The 12,918-nt window shown below is 72.8% G+C and carries 10 protein-coding genes and 1 pseudogene; 4 read left to right on the top strand and 7 right to left on the bottom strand.

From position 1 onward, the window contains the following. The 5 genes and pseudogenes from AF1_RS29280 to argC form a co-directional block, all read right to left on the bottom strand. Window positions 1-382 (bottom strand): annotated as a pseudogene (locus AF1_RS29280) (ornithine carbamoyltransferase); the annotation flags it as partial. Next, the gene (locus AF1_RS29275) at window positions 382-1,581 is read right to left on the bottom strand and encodes an acetylornithine transaminase (protein WP_067806544.1); all 1,200 of its coding nucleotides are present in this window, start codon (window positions 1,579-1,581) and stop codon (window positions 382-384) included. The pseudogene AF1_RS29280 and the gene AF1_RS29275, both read right to left, overlap by 1 nt. Beyond that, a complete protein-coding gene (gene argB, locus AF1_RS29270; protein ID WP_067806542.1) occupies window positions 1,578-2,519 on the bottom strand; it encodes an acetylglutamate kinase in 942 nt (313 codons plus the stop codon). Before argB ends, AF1_RS29275 begins: the two co-directional genes overlap by 4 nt. Then, window positions 2,516-3,673 (bottom strand): bifunctional glutamate N-acetyltransferase/amino-acid acetyltransferase ArgJ, encoded by a 1,158-nt coding sequence (gene argJ, locus AF1_RS29265; RefSeq protein ID WP_067806540.1) that lies wholly within the window; start codon window positions 3,671-3,673, stop codon window positions 2,516-2,518. Before argJ ends, argB begins: the two co-directional genes overlap by 4 nt. After that, window positions 3,670-4,698 (bottom strand): N-acetyl-gamma-glutamyl-phosphate reductase, encoded by a 1,029-nt coding sequence (argC, locus tag AF1_RS29260; RefSeq protein ID WP_067806538.1) that lies wholly within the window; start codon window positions 4,696-4,698, stop codon window positions 3,670-3,672. Before argC ends, argJ begins: the two co-directional genes overlap by 4 nt. A 197-nt stretch (window positions 4,699-4,895) precedes the next feature. On the opposite strand from argC, the gene AF1_RS29255 reads away from it, so the two are divergent. The 3 genes from AF1_RS29255 to AF1_RS29245 all read left to right on the top strand — a co-directional run bounded on the left by AF1_RS29255 (window position 4,896) and on the right by AF1_RS29245 (window position 7,307). Further along, a complete protein-coding gene (locus AF1_RS29255) occupies window positions 4,896-5,393 on the top strand; it encodes a MarR family winged helix-turn-helix transcriptional regulator (protein WP_067806536.1) in 498 nt (165 codons plus the stop codon). Continuing rightward, complete coding sequence (locus AF1_RS29250; protein ID WP_067806534.1) at window positions 5,390-6,358, top strand: ABC transporter ATP-binding protein; 969 nt, start codon at window positions 5,390-5,392, stop codon at window positions 6,356-6,358. The genes AF1_RS29255 and AF1_RS29250 overlap by 4 nt, the downstream gene beginning before the upstream one ends. Window positions 6,359-6,467: 109 nt before the next feature. Then, window positions 6,468-7,307: an ABC transporter permease gene (locus AF1_RS29245; protein WP_067806533.1), complete on the top strand. Its 840-nt coding sequence runs from the start codon at window positions 6,468-6,470 to the stop codon at window positions 7,305-7,307. A 436-nt stretch (window positions 7,308-7,743) separates the two neighbouring features. Here AF1_RS29245 and AF1_RS29240 read toward each other — a convergent pair whose 3' ends face one another. Both AF1_RS29240 and AF1_RS29235 read right to left on the bottom strand, forming a co-directional pair. After that, on the bottom strand, window positions 7,744-8,478 hold the full coding sequence (locus AF1_RS29240) for a DUF7873 family protein (protein ID WP_067806531.1): 735 nt from the start codon (window positions 8,476-8,478) through the stop codon (window positions 7,744-7,746). Between the two features lie 73 nt (window positions 8,479-8,551). Then, a complete protein-coding gene (locus AF1_RS29235) occupies window positions 8,552-10,168 on the bottom strand; it encodes an ABC-F family ATP-binding cassette domain-containing protein (RefSeq protein WP_067806528.1) in 1,617 nt (538 codons plus the stop codon). Window positions 10,169-10,431: 263 nt separating this feature from the next. Here AF1_RS29235 and AF1_RS29230 point away from each other — a divergent pair. Further along, window positions 10,432-12,918 (top strand): ATP-binding protein (locus AF1_RS29230; RefSeq protein WP_067806525.1); only part of this gene is annotated, 2,487 nt, incomplete at its 3' end.

The following is a 12,918-nucleotide window of genomic DNA, read 5'->3' as shown; positions in this document are numbered from 1 at the left end:
GGAACTCGTCGGTGAGGGCGTTGACGACGGGGACGGTGGTGCCCGCGGCCATCTCCTCGATGCGCTCCTGCCCGGACGTCCGCCACACGATGGCGCTGACCTGCCGTTCGAGGACGCGGGCGGTGTCGGCGATGGTCTCGCCGCGGCCGAGCTGGCTCGTTCCCGCGTCCATGACGAGGGGGTTGCCGCCCAGTTCGGCGATGCCGATGGTGAAGGACACGCGGGTCCGGGTGGACGGCTTGTCGAACAGCACGGCGACCGACCGCGGGCCGTCGAGCGGGCGGTGGGCGAACCGGTCCTGCTTCACCTTCGCGGCGAGGTCGAGCACCTCGGCCTGCTCGGCGGGGGTCAGGTCGTCGTCCCGGAGGAAGTGCCTGGCCATCATCCCTCCCGTCCGTTCTGGGCGGCGTCGAGGATCGCGGGGAACGCGCCGGTGAACGACCGCGCCTGCTCGGCGGTGAGGACGAGCGGCGGCGCGATCCGCAGCGCGTCCGGCTGCAGCGCGTTGACGAGGAAGCCGGCGGCGCGGGCGGCTGTCTCCACGGCGGCCGCGTGCGGGCCGGTGAGGACGGCGGCGCGCCACAGCCCGCGGCCCCGCACGCCGGCGAGCAGCGGATGGTCGATGCCGTCCAGGCCCTCGGCCAGGATCTCCCCCACCGCGGCGGCGTTGGCGAGGAGCCCGTCCGCCTCGATGGTGTCGAGGACGGCGAGGGCGGCGGCGGCGCTGACCGGGTTGCCGCCGAACGTGCTGCCGTGGTCGCCCTTCGCGAACAGGTCGCCGTGCGGGCCGAACGCGATGCACGCGCCGATCGGCAGGCCCCCGCCGAGCCCCTTCGCGAGGGAGAGGATGTCCGGCTTGGCGTTCTCGTGCTGGAACGCGAACCACGTCCCGGTCCGCCCGATCGCGGACTGGATCTCGTCGGCGACGAACAGCGCGCCCGTCGCGTCGCAGATCTCGCGGGCGGCGGTGAAGTACCCCTCCGGCGGCGGGACGACCCCGGCCTCGCCCTGCGCGGGCTCCAGGAACACCGCCGCACAATTCTCGTCTACAGCGGCCTCCAGCGCGGCGGCGTCACCGTAGGGGACGAACCGGACGTCGAGGGCGAACGGCCCGAACGGCTCCCGGATCGACGCCTTGCCGGTCAGGGACAGCGCGCCCATGGTCCGGCCGTGGAAGCCGTTCTCCGCCGCGACGAAGTACGTCCGCCCGTTCTGCCCGCCGTACTTGATGGCGAGCTTCAGCGCGCACTCGTTGGCCTCGGTGCCGCTGTTGGCGAAGAACACCCTGCCGTCGCCGCCGAGCAGTTCCCGCAGCCGCTCGGCGAGCAGCACCTCGGGCTCGTGCAGGAACAGGTTGGAGGTGTGCGCCAGTGTCGCGACCTGCGCCGACACGGCCTCGACGAGGGCCGGGTGCCCGTGCCCGAGGGAGCTGACCGCGATCCCGGCGATGAGGTCGAGGTACTCGCGGCCGCCGGCGTCCCAGACCCGGCAGCCCTCACCGCGCGCCAGCACCACCGGGGGGACGCCGTAGTTCGGCATGAACGCGGTTTCGAACCGCTTCCGCAGCTCCTCGCCGCTCATGCCCCCTCCTCCCCCAGGGGCCCGCCCACGGGGCTGGGCAGCACCATCGTTCCGATCCCTTCGTCGGTGAAGATCTCCAGCAGCAGCGAGTGCGGGACGCGCCCGTCCAGCACGTGGGCCCGCGGGACGCCGCCGCGCACGGCGGCCAGGCAGGCCTCCATCTTCGGCACCATCCCGGCCGACAGGCTCGGCAGCAGGGCGGCCAGTTCGTCGGTGGTGAGCCGGTCGATCACGTCGTCGCTGCCGGGCCAGTTCGCGTACAGGCCCTCCACGTCGGTGAGGACGACCAGCTTCGCCGCGTCCAGCGCGACGGCCAGCGCCGCGGCGGCGGTGTCGGCGTTGACGTTGTAGACCTCGCCGTCGTCGCCGCGCGCGACGCTGGAGATGACCGGGACGCGGCCGTCGTCCAGCAGTGCCCGGACGGCGCCGACCTGCACCTCGACGATCTCGCCGACCTGGCCGATGTCGACCGGCTCGCCGTCCACGATCGCGTGCTTGCGCTCGGCGGTGAACAGGTTCGCGTCCTCGCCGGACATGCCGAGCGCGAACGGGCCGTGCCGGTTGATGAGGCCGACGACGTCGCGCTGCACCTGGCCGGTCAGCACCATCCGGACGACCTCCATGGCCTCCGGCGTGGTGACGCGCAGCCCGGCGGTGAACGTCGAGTCGATGCCGTTGCGGGCGAGCGCCGCGTTGATCTGCGGGCCGCCGCCGTGCACGACCACCGGCTTCAGTCCGGCGTAGCGCAGGAACACGATGTCCTCGGCGAACGAGTGCCGCAGCCCCTCGTCGGTCATCGCGTGCCCGCCGTACTTGACCACGACGGTCTTGCCGTGGAACCGCTCCAGCCACGGCAGCGCCTTGATCAGCGTCTCGGCCTTGGACAGCACGCCGGCGCGGTTGCCGCGGATCTCCGCGCCGCTGGTGATCGCGCTCATGTCGAATACGCCGAGTTCTCGTGGACGTAGTCGGCCGTGAGGTCGGTCGTCCAGACGGTGGCGCTGTGCGGGCCGGCCGACAGGTCCACGGTGATCGTCACGTCGCGGGGGCGCAGGTCGACCTTGTCGCGGTCGTCGCCGGACGCGCCGTTGCGGCACACCCACACGCCGTTGATCGCGACGTTGAGGGCGTCCGGCTCGAAGGCCGCGTCGGTGGTGCCGACCGCCGACAGCACCCGGCCCCAGTTCGGGTCCTCGCCGTGGATGGCGCATTTGAGCAGGTTGTTGCGGGCGATGGAGCGTCCGGCGGTGACGGCGTCGTCCACCGAGGCGGCGCCGACGACCTCGATCGCGATGGCCTTGGACGCGCCCTCGGCGTCCACGAGCAGCTGCCGGGTGAGGTCGGCGCACACCTCGGTGAGCAGCGCGGTGAACTCCTCCTCGTCCGGGACGGTCCCGGCGGCGCCGGACGCCATCAGCAGGACGGTGTCGTTGGTGGACATGCAGCCGTCGGAGTCGAGCCGGTCGAGGGTGACGCCGGTGGCCGCGCGCAGCGCCCGGTCGAGGACCCCGGCGGGCAGGTCGGCGTCGGTGGTGATGACGCAGAGCATGGTCGCCAGGGACGGGGCGAGCATGCCGGCCCCCTTCGCCATCGCGCCGATCATGTAACCGCCGGCGCCCTGCCGGAAGGAGATCTTGGCGACGGTGTCGGTGGTGCGGATCGCGTCGGCGGCGGCGAGCCCGCCGTCCCCGCGCGACAGCTCGGCGGCGGCCTTGCCGACGCCGGGCAGCAGCAGGTCCATGGGGAGCCGCTCGCCGATCAGCCCGGTGGAGCAGACCGCGATCTCACCGGCCGAGTCGTCCAGCAGGCCGGCGACCTTCTCCGCGGTGGCGTGGGCGTCCTGGAAGCCGGGGGCGCCGGTGCAGGCGTTGGCGCCGCCCGCGTTCAGCACGACCGCGCGGACGCGGCCGCCCTTGAGGACCTGCTCCGACCACAGGACGGGCGCGGCCTTCACGCGGTTGCGGGTGAAGACGCCGGCCGCCGCGCGGGACGGCCCGTCGTTGACGACCAGGGCCAGGTCGCGGTTCCCGCTCTCCTTCAGCCCGGCGACGACACCGGCTGCGCGGAAACCCCGGGGGGCGGTGACGCTCAAGGGGACACTCCGATCGTGGTCAGCCCGAGTTCTTCCGGGAGGCCGAGGGCGATGTTGGCGCTCTGGACCGCGCCGCCCGCGGTGCCCTTGGCGAGGTTGTCGACGGCGGCGACCGCGACGAGGCGGCCGGCCGCCTCGTCCAGGGCGACCTGGACGAGCACGGTGTTCGCGCCGAGCGTCATGGACGTGGCGGGCCACCGCCCTTCGGGGAGCAGCCCGAGGAACGGTTCGCCCGCGTAGGCCGTCTCGTAAGCGGCGCGCAGCGTCGCGGCGGTGACGCCGGGGCGGGCCTTGGCCGTGCAGGTGGCGAGGATGCCGCGGCTCATCGGCGCGAGCGTCGGGGTGAAGGAGACGGTGACCGGCTCCCCCGCGACCGCGCTCAGGTTCTGGATCATCTCGGGCGTATGCCTATGCGTCCCGCCGGCGGCGTAGGCGCTGACCGAGCCCATGACCTCGCTGCCGAGCAGGTGCGGTTTGAGTGCCCGTCCCGCGCCCGAGGTGCCGGACGCGGCGACCACGACGACGTCGGGTTCGGCGAGCCCCGCGGCGAACGCCGGGAACAGCGCGAGCGACACGGCGGTGGGGTAGCAGCCGGGGACGGCGACCCGCTCGGCGCCGCGCAGCGCGTCCCGCCGGCCGGGCAGCTCGGGCAGGCCGTAGGGCCAGGTGCCCGCGTGAGGCGTCCCGTAGAAGGCCTCCCAGGCGGCCGCGTCGGTGAGCCTGTGGTCGGCGCCGCAGTCGATGACCAGCACGTCCTCGCCGAGCCGCTCGGCGAGTGGCCCGGACCGGCCGTGCGGCAGCGCCAGGAACACCACGTCGTGCCCGGCCAGGGTTTCGGGGGTGGTCTCGGCCAGGACGCGCCCGGCCAGGGATCGCAGGTGGGGCTGGTGCGCCTCCAGCGGGGTGCCCGCGTTGGAGCCCGCGGTGAGCGCGCCGATCTCGAACTCTGGATGTCCCGCGAGGATGCGCAGCAGCTCGCCGCCCGCGTACCCGCTGGCGCCGGCGACCGCCGTCCGGATTCCCATGTACCACTCAGCCCTTCGGAAGCAATAGGCAAGAGTATGCATGAGGCTGGATTCCTATGCAACACCGGCCATCACCTTCGCCTGTCAACTTGTGTTGACATGGCGCATCTGTCAACCTACATTGACATCATGATCCGGCGAGTAATTAGCTCTCAAAAGATTTGCGGGCTAAGCATCTGGCCCCTAACATCACCCGCATGGAGAACCTCGGTTTCGGTGATCTGGCGGCATGGGGCCCCAGGGAGGAGTGGCCGATCGGCCGCCTGTTCGGCCTGGCGACACGACTGTCCGGCCCGATCGTGTGGCGGATCATCGAGAGACACGGCATCAGCCCGGCCGGGTTCTTCCTGCTGCGCCTGCTCATCGTCGAGGACGGGCTGCGTCCCGGCGAGGTCGCCAAGCGGCTGCTCGTCACCCCCGCCACGATCACCTCGGTCGTCGACACGCTGGAGCGCAACGGGCACGTGCGCCGCGAGCGCTCCTACCGGGACCGGCGCGGTGTGATGCTGCGCATCACCGACTCCGGCCGGCAACTGCTCGCCGAGAAGTCCCGGCCGATCGGCCGGGACCTGAGCCGGCTCTACGACGTCGTGGACGAGGGCGACGAGCCGGCCGTCCGCAGGTTCCTGCTCAACCTGATCACGCAGTTCGAGAACTACTCCCACGATGAGGAAGCGGAGGAAGACAGCGCATGACCGAACCCCCGGGGGCCGCCGTTCGCACGGTCGACCTGAAGAAGACCTATCCCGCGTCCGGGCCGCGTCCCGCGGTGCCCGCCGTGCAGGGCATCGACCTGGACGTCCCGCGCGGCGAGTTCTTCGGGCTGCTCGGGCCGAACGGCGCGGGCAAGTCCACCACCATCGGCATGCTCACCACGCTGGTCGTCCCGACCGGCGGCAGCGCGCAGGTGTGCGGCCTCGACGTGGTGAAGGACGCCGTGGAGATCAAGCGGCGCATCGGCGTCGTGTCGCAGAACAACAGCCTGGACAGCGACCTCACCGTCGCCGAGAACCTGGAGTTCCGCGGCCGCTACTTCGGGCTCGGCGCGCGGGACGCCCGCAGGCGCGCCGCCGAGCTGCTGGAGCTGTTCGGGCTCACCGAGCAGCGCGGCGGCAGCCCGTTCGAGATCTCCGGCGGGCAGGCCAAGCGCGTCATGATCTGCCGGGCGCTCATGCACGGGCCCGAGGTGCTGTTCCTGGACGAGCCGACCGCCGGCCTGGACCCGCAGACCCGCGCCAACCTGTGGGAGGTGCTGCGCGGCCTCCAGGCGAGCGGGCAGACGATCGTCCTCACCACCCACTACATGGAGGAGGCGGAGGCGCTGTGCGACCGGGTGGCGGTCGTCGACCACGGCAGGATCCTCGCCAGCGGCACCGTGGACCAGCTCAAGTCCAGCGCGGGCGCCGACACCGTCATCACCGTCAGCTACGACGCCGCCGCCCCGCAGGAGATCAAGAGGCTCGGCGACCGGGACGGCATCAGCAAGGTCGAGGTCAACGACGGCCAGGTCCGCGTGTTCGCCACCGAGCCGGACGGCATCCTCGGCGAGCTCGTCGACCTCGGATCCACCGCCGGCGTCGGCGTCACCGACGCCAGCCAGCTGCGTCCCAGCCTGGAGACCGTCTTCCTCTCCCTCACCGGAAGGGAGTACCGCGATTGACCTCGCCTCCCGCCGAAACGAAGGGCTTCACCCCGCCCGGGCCGAGTTCCCCGGACGCCACTGACCACGTCGCTCCCGCCACGATTCGTGGCCAGAATCGAGGAATCCGATGAGCACCGCCGTCCTGGCCCCGCCGCCGCCGGCGCGGGCGACGATCCCGCGCACGTTCGCCGCGATGATGGCGCGCGAGGCGCGCGTCATGCGCAAGAACTTCCTGTCGACGTTCATCCGGGTGCTGGTGCAGCCGGTGATGTTCGTGTTCGTGTTCGCCTACGTCCTGCCCAAGCTGGGCGGCGGCGCGACGGCGGGCGGACCCGGCGGGCCGACGTTCTCCACCATCCTCGTGCCGGGACTGGTCGGGTCGTCCATCATCATGCAGGCGATGATGGCGGTGATCTTCCCGCTGATGATGGAGCTGACCTGGCAGAAGTCGATCACCGACCGGGCGCTGGCGCCGGTGCCGGTCCCGCTGCTGGCCGTCCAGAAGATCATCGCCGCGGCGACGCAGGGGCTGATCGGCGGGCTGCTGGTCTTCCCCGCGGTGCTGCTCATCCACGCCGAGGGCCAGGCGCCCAAGGTGCACGTGGACGACTGGCCGATCCTGATCCTGGTGATGGTCGCGGGGGCGCTGATGTCGGCCGCGGGCGGCCTGCTGCTCGGCACGCTGCTGAACCCGCAGAAGGTCCAGGTCATGTTCGCGATGGTGCTGCTGCCGATGACCATGCTCGGCTGCGTGTACTACCCGTGGTCGGCGCTGGACCACATCCGGTGGCTGCAGATCCTCAGCCTGCTCAACCCGCTGGTGTACATCAGCGAGGGGCTGCGGAGCGCGCTGACCCCGGCCATCCCGCACATGCCGGCATGGGCGTTCCTGCTGGCCATCGTCGGCGGGACGATCCTGCTCACCTGGGCCGCGACCCGCACCTTCACCAAGCGCGTCCTCACCTGATCCGCGCAGGAGCGGGGCCCGGGGGTTTTGCCATCCCCCGGGCCCCTGTGGTTACCGCCCACTTCGCACGCCGGCATCAGGTGGACGCGGATCACGCTGAGGCCCTTGTGCGTTGCCGTTACGCCATCGCCCCACGAGCGGAGCGAGCCGGATTCGAACCGGCATCCCAAGGGTTGTCGTCCACGTCCGCGCGATCCGGCGATCGGCGGTGAATACTGATTCTGGAGCGAGAATCTGAGGTTGAGCGGGCGGCTGCCTCTACCTGTTGGGCCACCCCGGCGCGGGTGCCGGGGGCGGGATTCGAACCCGCACTGAACGCTCACCCTGATCAGCTTCGGCTTCAGCTTCAGCTTGCGCTCCTCGCGCACCCCCCGCGCGGCGGCGGGGGGATCCTATTGAGTTGTCGGCGGACGGCCGGGCCCGCAGCGGGCCCGGCTCAGCCGAGGATGTAGCCGAACACGGCGTCGCCGACGCGCTGGTCGGTCACCTCGGCGCCGTTGGCCTCCTCCCGCGCGAACCTCACGGCGTCGCGCAGCTTCTCGATGCGCTCCAGCAGTTCGTTGACCCGCCGGGCCGGCAGCGCCCCGGAGAACTTCACCGTCGTCCAGTGGCCCACGGCGACGTCCTCGTAGTAGACCTCGACCTGGGCGGGGTGCTTCTCGGTCGCCTCCGCCTTGACGTGGTTGCGCGGGACCTTCTTGGTCTTCACCGTGCGGACCGGCTCCGTCCGCCACCCGTCGGTGGACGGGTCGAGCGTCCACGTCTCGGCCGCGTCCAGGATCGGCAGCTTCCGGACGAAGGCGTGCAGTTCGTAGAGCTGCTTCTCCAGGAACAGCAGGTAGGTGACCGGCACGTCGCGCACCAGCGTGGTCCCGTCCACGGTCACATCGGCGCGGGCGACGCAGTTCGCCCAGTCCTTGGTGGCGGTCACGTCGAGCAGCCGGGTGAAGGAGCGCGTCACGTCCCGCAGCACGGAGTCCACCGTGACCTGGACGCGGGTCGACTCCGCCGGCAGCTGCTCGCCGTCCTCGTCCTTCGGCTGGTAGGTCCGCGAGATGCCGGACAGCAGCGGAGCCTTCTGCACGGACCGCTGCGCCGCGGTCAGATCCTGGACGGCCTTGCTCTTCACGCCCTTCTCGACCGCGATGATCTGATTGAGCTTCGTCGGCATCCCGTTCACTCCCCCTCGAATGCGAACGCAACGGTAACAGCGGTCATAGGGCAAGTTCACCTGATTTTTGCCATTACATCGGCTCTGTTTCGCTCAGGCCGGAAGCGCGGTCCATGCGGAGCCAGCGGGTGATGCCGAGCGTGCGCAGGAACGGCGGGTCGTGGCTGACCACGATCAGCGCGCCCTCGTAGGCGGCGAGGGCCTGCGCGAGCTGCGCGGCGCCGGCCATGTCGAGGTTGTTCGTCGGCTCGTCCAGGAGCAGCAGCTTCGGGGCGGGCTCGGCGAGCAGCAGCGACGCCAGCACCGCGCGGAACCGCTCACCGCCCGACAGCGTCCCGGCGCGCTGCCCGGCCCGCGCCCCCCGGAACAGGAACCGGGCGAGCCCGGCCCTGATGTCGTTGACCGGGGTCGTCGGCGCCTGCGCCCGGACGTTGTCGAGGACGCTGGCGTCCTCGTCGAGGACGTCGAGCCGCTGCGGCAGGTAGCGGACCGCGTCGACCCCCATGGTGACCTCCGTCCCCTCCGGGACGCGTTCACCGGTGAGCATCCGCAGGAACGTCGTCTTGCCCGAGCCGTTCGGGCCGACCAGCGCGAGCCGCTCCGGCCCCCGGACGATCAGTTCGGTGAGCGTGCCGGTCTCCGGTTCGGGCGCGGTCAGGCCGGTCACGGTCACGACCGTGCGGCCGGCCGGGACGCGGGTGGCGGGCAGCTTGATCCGGATCGCGGTGTCCTCGCGGACCGCCTCCTCCGCCTCGGTGAGCCGGCCGCGGGCATCGGCGAGCCGCTCCTCGTGCATGAGGCGGTGCTTGCCGGCCGCGACCTGCGCCTGCCGCTTGCGCTCCTGCATGATGATCTTCGGTTCGCGCTTGTTCTCGAACATCTTGTCGCCGTAGCGCTTGCGCCGGGCGAGTTTGACGTGGGCCTCCTCCAGCTCGCGTTTCTGGCGGCGCAGGTCGGTCTCGGCGACCCGGACCGCCCTTTCCGCCGCCTCCCTCTCGACGGCGAGCAGGTCCTCATAGGCGGACAGGTTGCCGCCGAACGTCCGGATCGCACCGTCGCGCAGGTCGGCGATCTCATCCACGCGGTCGAGCAGCTCGCGGTCGTGGCTGACGACGACGAGCACGCCCGTCCAGGACGCGACCGCGTCGTACAGGCGGCGCCGGGCGTCCAGGTCGAGGTTGTTGGTGGGCTCGTCCAGGAGCAGGACGCCCGGACGCGCGAGGAACTGCGCCGCGAGCCCGACCATCACGGCCTCGCCGCCCGACAGTGTCGGGACGGTCCGGTCCAGGTCGAGGTGGCCGAGGCCGAGCCGGTCGAGTTCGGCGCGGGCGCGTTCCTCGACGTCCCAGCCGTCCCCGACGGCGGTGAAGTTCTCCTCGGTGGCCTCGCCGCGCTCGATGGCGTGCAACGCGGCGCGGGTCTCGCCGATGCCGAGCAGGTCCGCGACGGTGGGGGCGCCGGCGAGGACGAGGTTCTGGGGCAGGTGGCCGATCTCCCCGTCGACGCTGACGGTTCCCGACGCGGGCCGCAGCTCCCCGGCGATGATCTTCAGCAGGGTGGATTTGCCGGAGCCGTTGACGCCGATCAGGCCGGTTCGGCCGGTGCCGAACGCGGCGTCCAGCCCGTCCAGGACGACGGTGCCGTCCGCCCAGGCGAATGACAGGTCCGAGCACACGATGGCGAAAGACATACGGGTGGCCTCCATGGGTTTCGAGCGGTTCGGGCTGCATGGAGACACCGCGGGTCGCGCGACGCGCCGACGGGCATGAGAAAGCCCGGCGGGACGAGGGTCCGCTCTGAGGTCACGTGCGCGGGCCGAGGACGGCCGTACGCGCGGTGTCGGACCTCAGATCCTCAATGGACTCCCCTGCCGGGCGGCAATGTGACGGCATCGAGACTATCCGACCTCTTATCGCAACACAAGTAGCGATAAGAACCGGCATCCTTGATCGGGTGGGAAACGTCAGCCCCGTGTTCGCCGGGCGCGCCGCCGAACTGGCCGGGTTACGCGCCGCCCGCGCGCGGGCGTCCGCGGGTGAGGCCGCCGCCGTCCTGGTCGGGGGTGAGGCGGGCGGCGGCAAGACCCGCCTGGTCACCGAGTTCACGCGCGACCTGCGCGCGCTGACCGGCTGCTGTCTCGACCTCGGCGCCGCCGGCCTCCCGTACGCGCCGTTCAGCGCCGTCCTCCGCCAGGCCGGCCGGGACACGGTCACCTCGCTGATGCCGGCGGCGGCCCTGCCGGAACTGGCCCGCCTGATGCCCGCGCTGACCGCCGCCGCGCCGCCGCCCGACGACGGCACCGGGCGGCTGCGGCTGTTCGAGCACGTCCTGACGCTGCTCGAACGGCTCGCCGGACGCGAGCCGGTCACCGTGGTGGTGGAGGACGCGCACTGGGCCGACCGTTCCACGCGCGACCTGCTGTCCTTCCTGTTCCGCAACCCACCGCGCGGTCCCGTGCTGCCGGTGGTCACCTTCCGTCCCGAGGAGCCCGGCACCCGGCCGCTGTTCGCGGAGCTGGCCCGCCTCCCCCACGTGACCCGGCTGGACCTGCCGCCCCTCACCCCGGCCGAGGTCGGCGACCAGGTGCGCGGCATCCTCGGCCACGCCGACCCGGACCTGGTGCGGGACGCCCACGCGCGAGCCGCCGGCAATCCGCTGTTCGTGGAGGCGCTGGTCACCGGCCCCGGCGAGACGGTTCCCGGGTCCCTGCGCGATCTGCTGCTCGCCCGCGTCCACCGGCTCCCCGAGCGGACCCGCGCGGCCCTGCGCGCCGCGAGCGCCTCCGGCGACCGGGTGGGGCACGGCCTGCTGGCGGCGGTGACCGGCCTGCCCGATCCCGGGCTGAGCGAGGCGCTGCGCCCGGCCGCCGACCACGGCCTGCTGGTCGCGGACGGCGACGGATACGCGTTCCGGCACGCGCTCATCCGCGAGGCCGTCCACGAGGACCTCCTGCCGGGCGAACGCGCCGCCCTTCACCGCCGGTACGCCGAGACGATCGAACGCGCCCCGGACCTCAGCGACGCGCCGGCGAGCGCACTGGCCGTTCACTGGCGGGGCTGCGGCGACCATGCCCACGCGCTGGCCGCCGCGTGGCGGGCCGCCTGGGAACGGCGCACGGCCACCGCCTACGCCGAGACGCTGACCATGCTGGAACGCGTCCTGGACCTGTGGGACCGGGTACCGGACGCCGCATCCCTGACCGGCCTGTCCCGGCCCCGGGTCCTGCAGGCCGCCGCGGAGGCCGCCGAGGCGGCCGGCGACCCACGGCACGGGCTGCCCCTCGTCCAGCGGGCCCTGGACGAGACGGACCGCGGCCGCGACCCCGGCCGGGCGGCCCTGCTGCTGATCCTCCGCGCGTCGTTGCGCGGGTTCCAGGGCCGGGATGACGAACTGGACGACCTCCGGGAGGCCGAGCGGCTCGCCGCCGCGCCCACCCCGGCCCGCGTCCGGGTGCTCGCCGTGATGAGCTCCCGGCTGCTGGTCTACGGCGAGATGGACGAGGGGGAACGGCGCGCCCGGGAGGGGCTCGGCCTGGCCCGCGCCCTCGGCCTGCCGACCGGAACCCTGGAGTCGATCGTGGCGGCCGCGGCGGCATCGGACGGTGACGGCGACCTGACGGCGCTGCGGCGGCTCAGGCACGACGGCCTCCCCCCGTGGGACCTCGCCCGGACGGTCAACCAGCTGGCCCACTGCGCGCTGAACACGGGCCGCGCCGCCGAGGCGCTGTCCCTCGCCGCCGAGGCGCTCACCATCGCGGAGAACGCCGGGCTCACGCACAGCGCGGGACTCGCGCCGGCCGTCAACCAGGTCGAGGCGCTGTACCTGCTCGGCCGCTGGGACGAGGCCGCCGGGACACTCGCGCGGCGGCTCGACCGCCACCACGGGCCCGCCTTCCGCCTCCAGCTGATGATCTGGCGGATCGCCCTGCTGGCGGCCCGGGGCACCGGCCCGCGGCCCGATCCGGAGGCGCTCACCGTCCCCCTCGACGGCGGGTTCCCGCAGACCGCGCTGCCGCTCGCCCAGATGATCATCGAGTGGCGGCTGGCGGAGGAGGACCGCCCGGCGGCCCGCGCCGCCGTGGACGCCGTCCTGCGCCATCCCCGCCTGACCGTCCAGCCCTGCCATCTGTGGCCGCTGCTGGAGACCGCCGCCCACGCCGGCGGCCCGCGCCTCCCCGAGATCGCGGAGCTCGCGGCGCGGCTGCCCGCCGCGACGCCCGTGGCGGCGGCGCACAAGGCCGCCGTGACCGCCCTGACCGGCGGCCCCGCCGCCTGGGACACCGTGATCCGAACCTGGGAGGAACTGGACCGGCCGTACCCGCTCGCGGGGGCGCTCTTCGACGCGGCCTGCGCCGACCTGGCGGCCGGAGACCGCGCGTCCGCCGCCGCCCGTCTCGACCGCGGCGCCGGGATCGCCGCCCGCCTCGGCGCCGCGCCCCTG

The sequence above is a fragment of the Actinomadura formosensis NBRC 14204 genome, assembly GCF_001552155.1.
Lineage (GTDB): Bacteria > Actinomycetota > Actinomycetes > Streptosporangiales > Streptosporangiaceae > Spirillospora > Spirillospora formosensis.
This window is presented reverse-complemented; position numbering and strand designations above follow the sequence as displayed.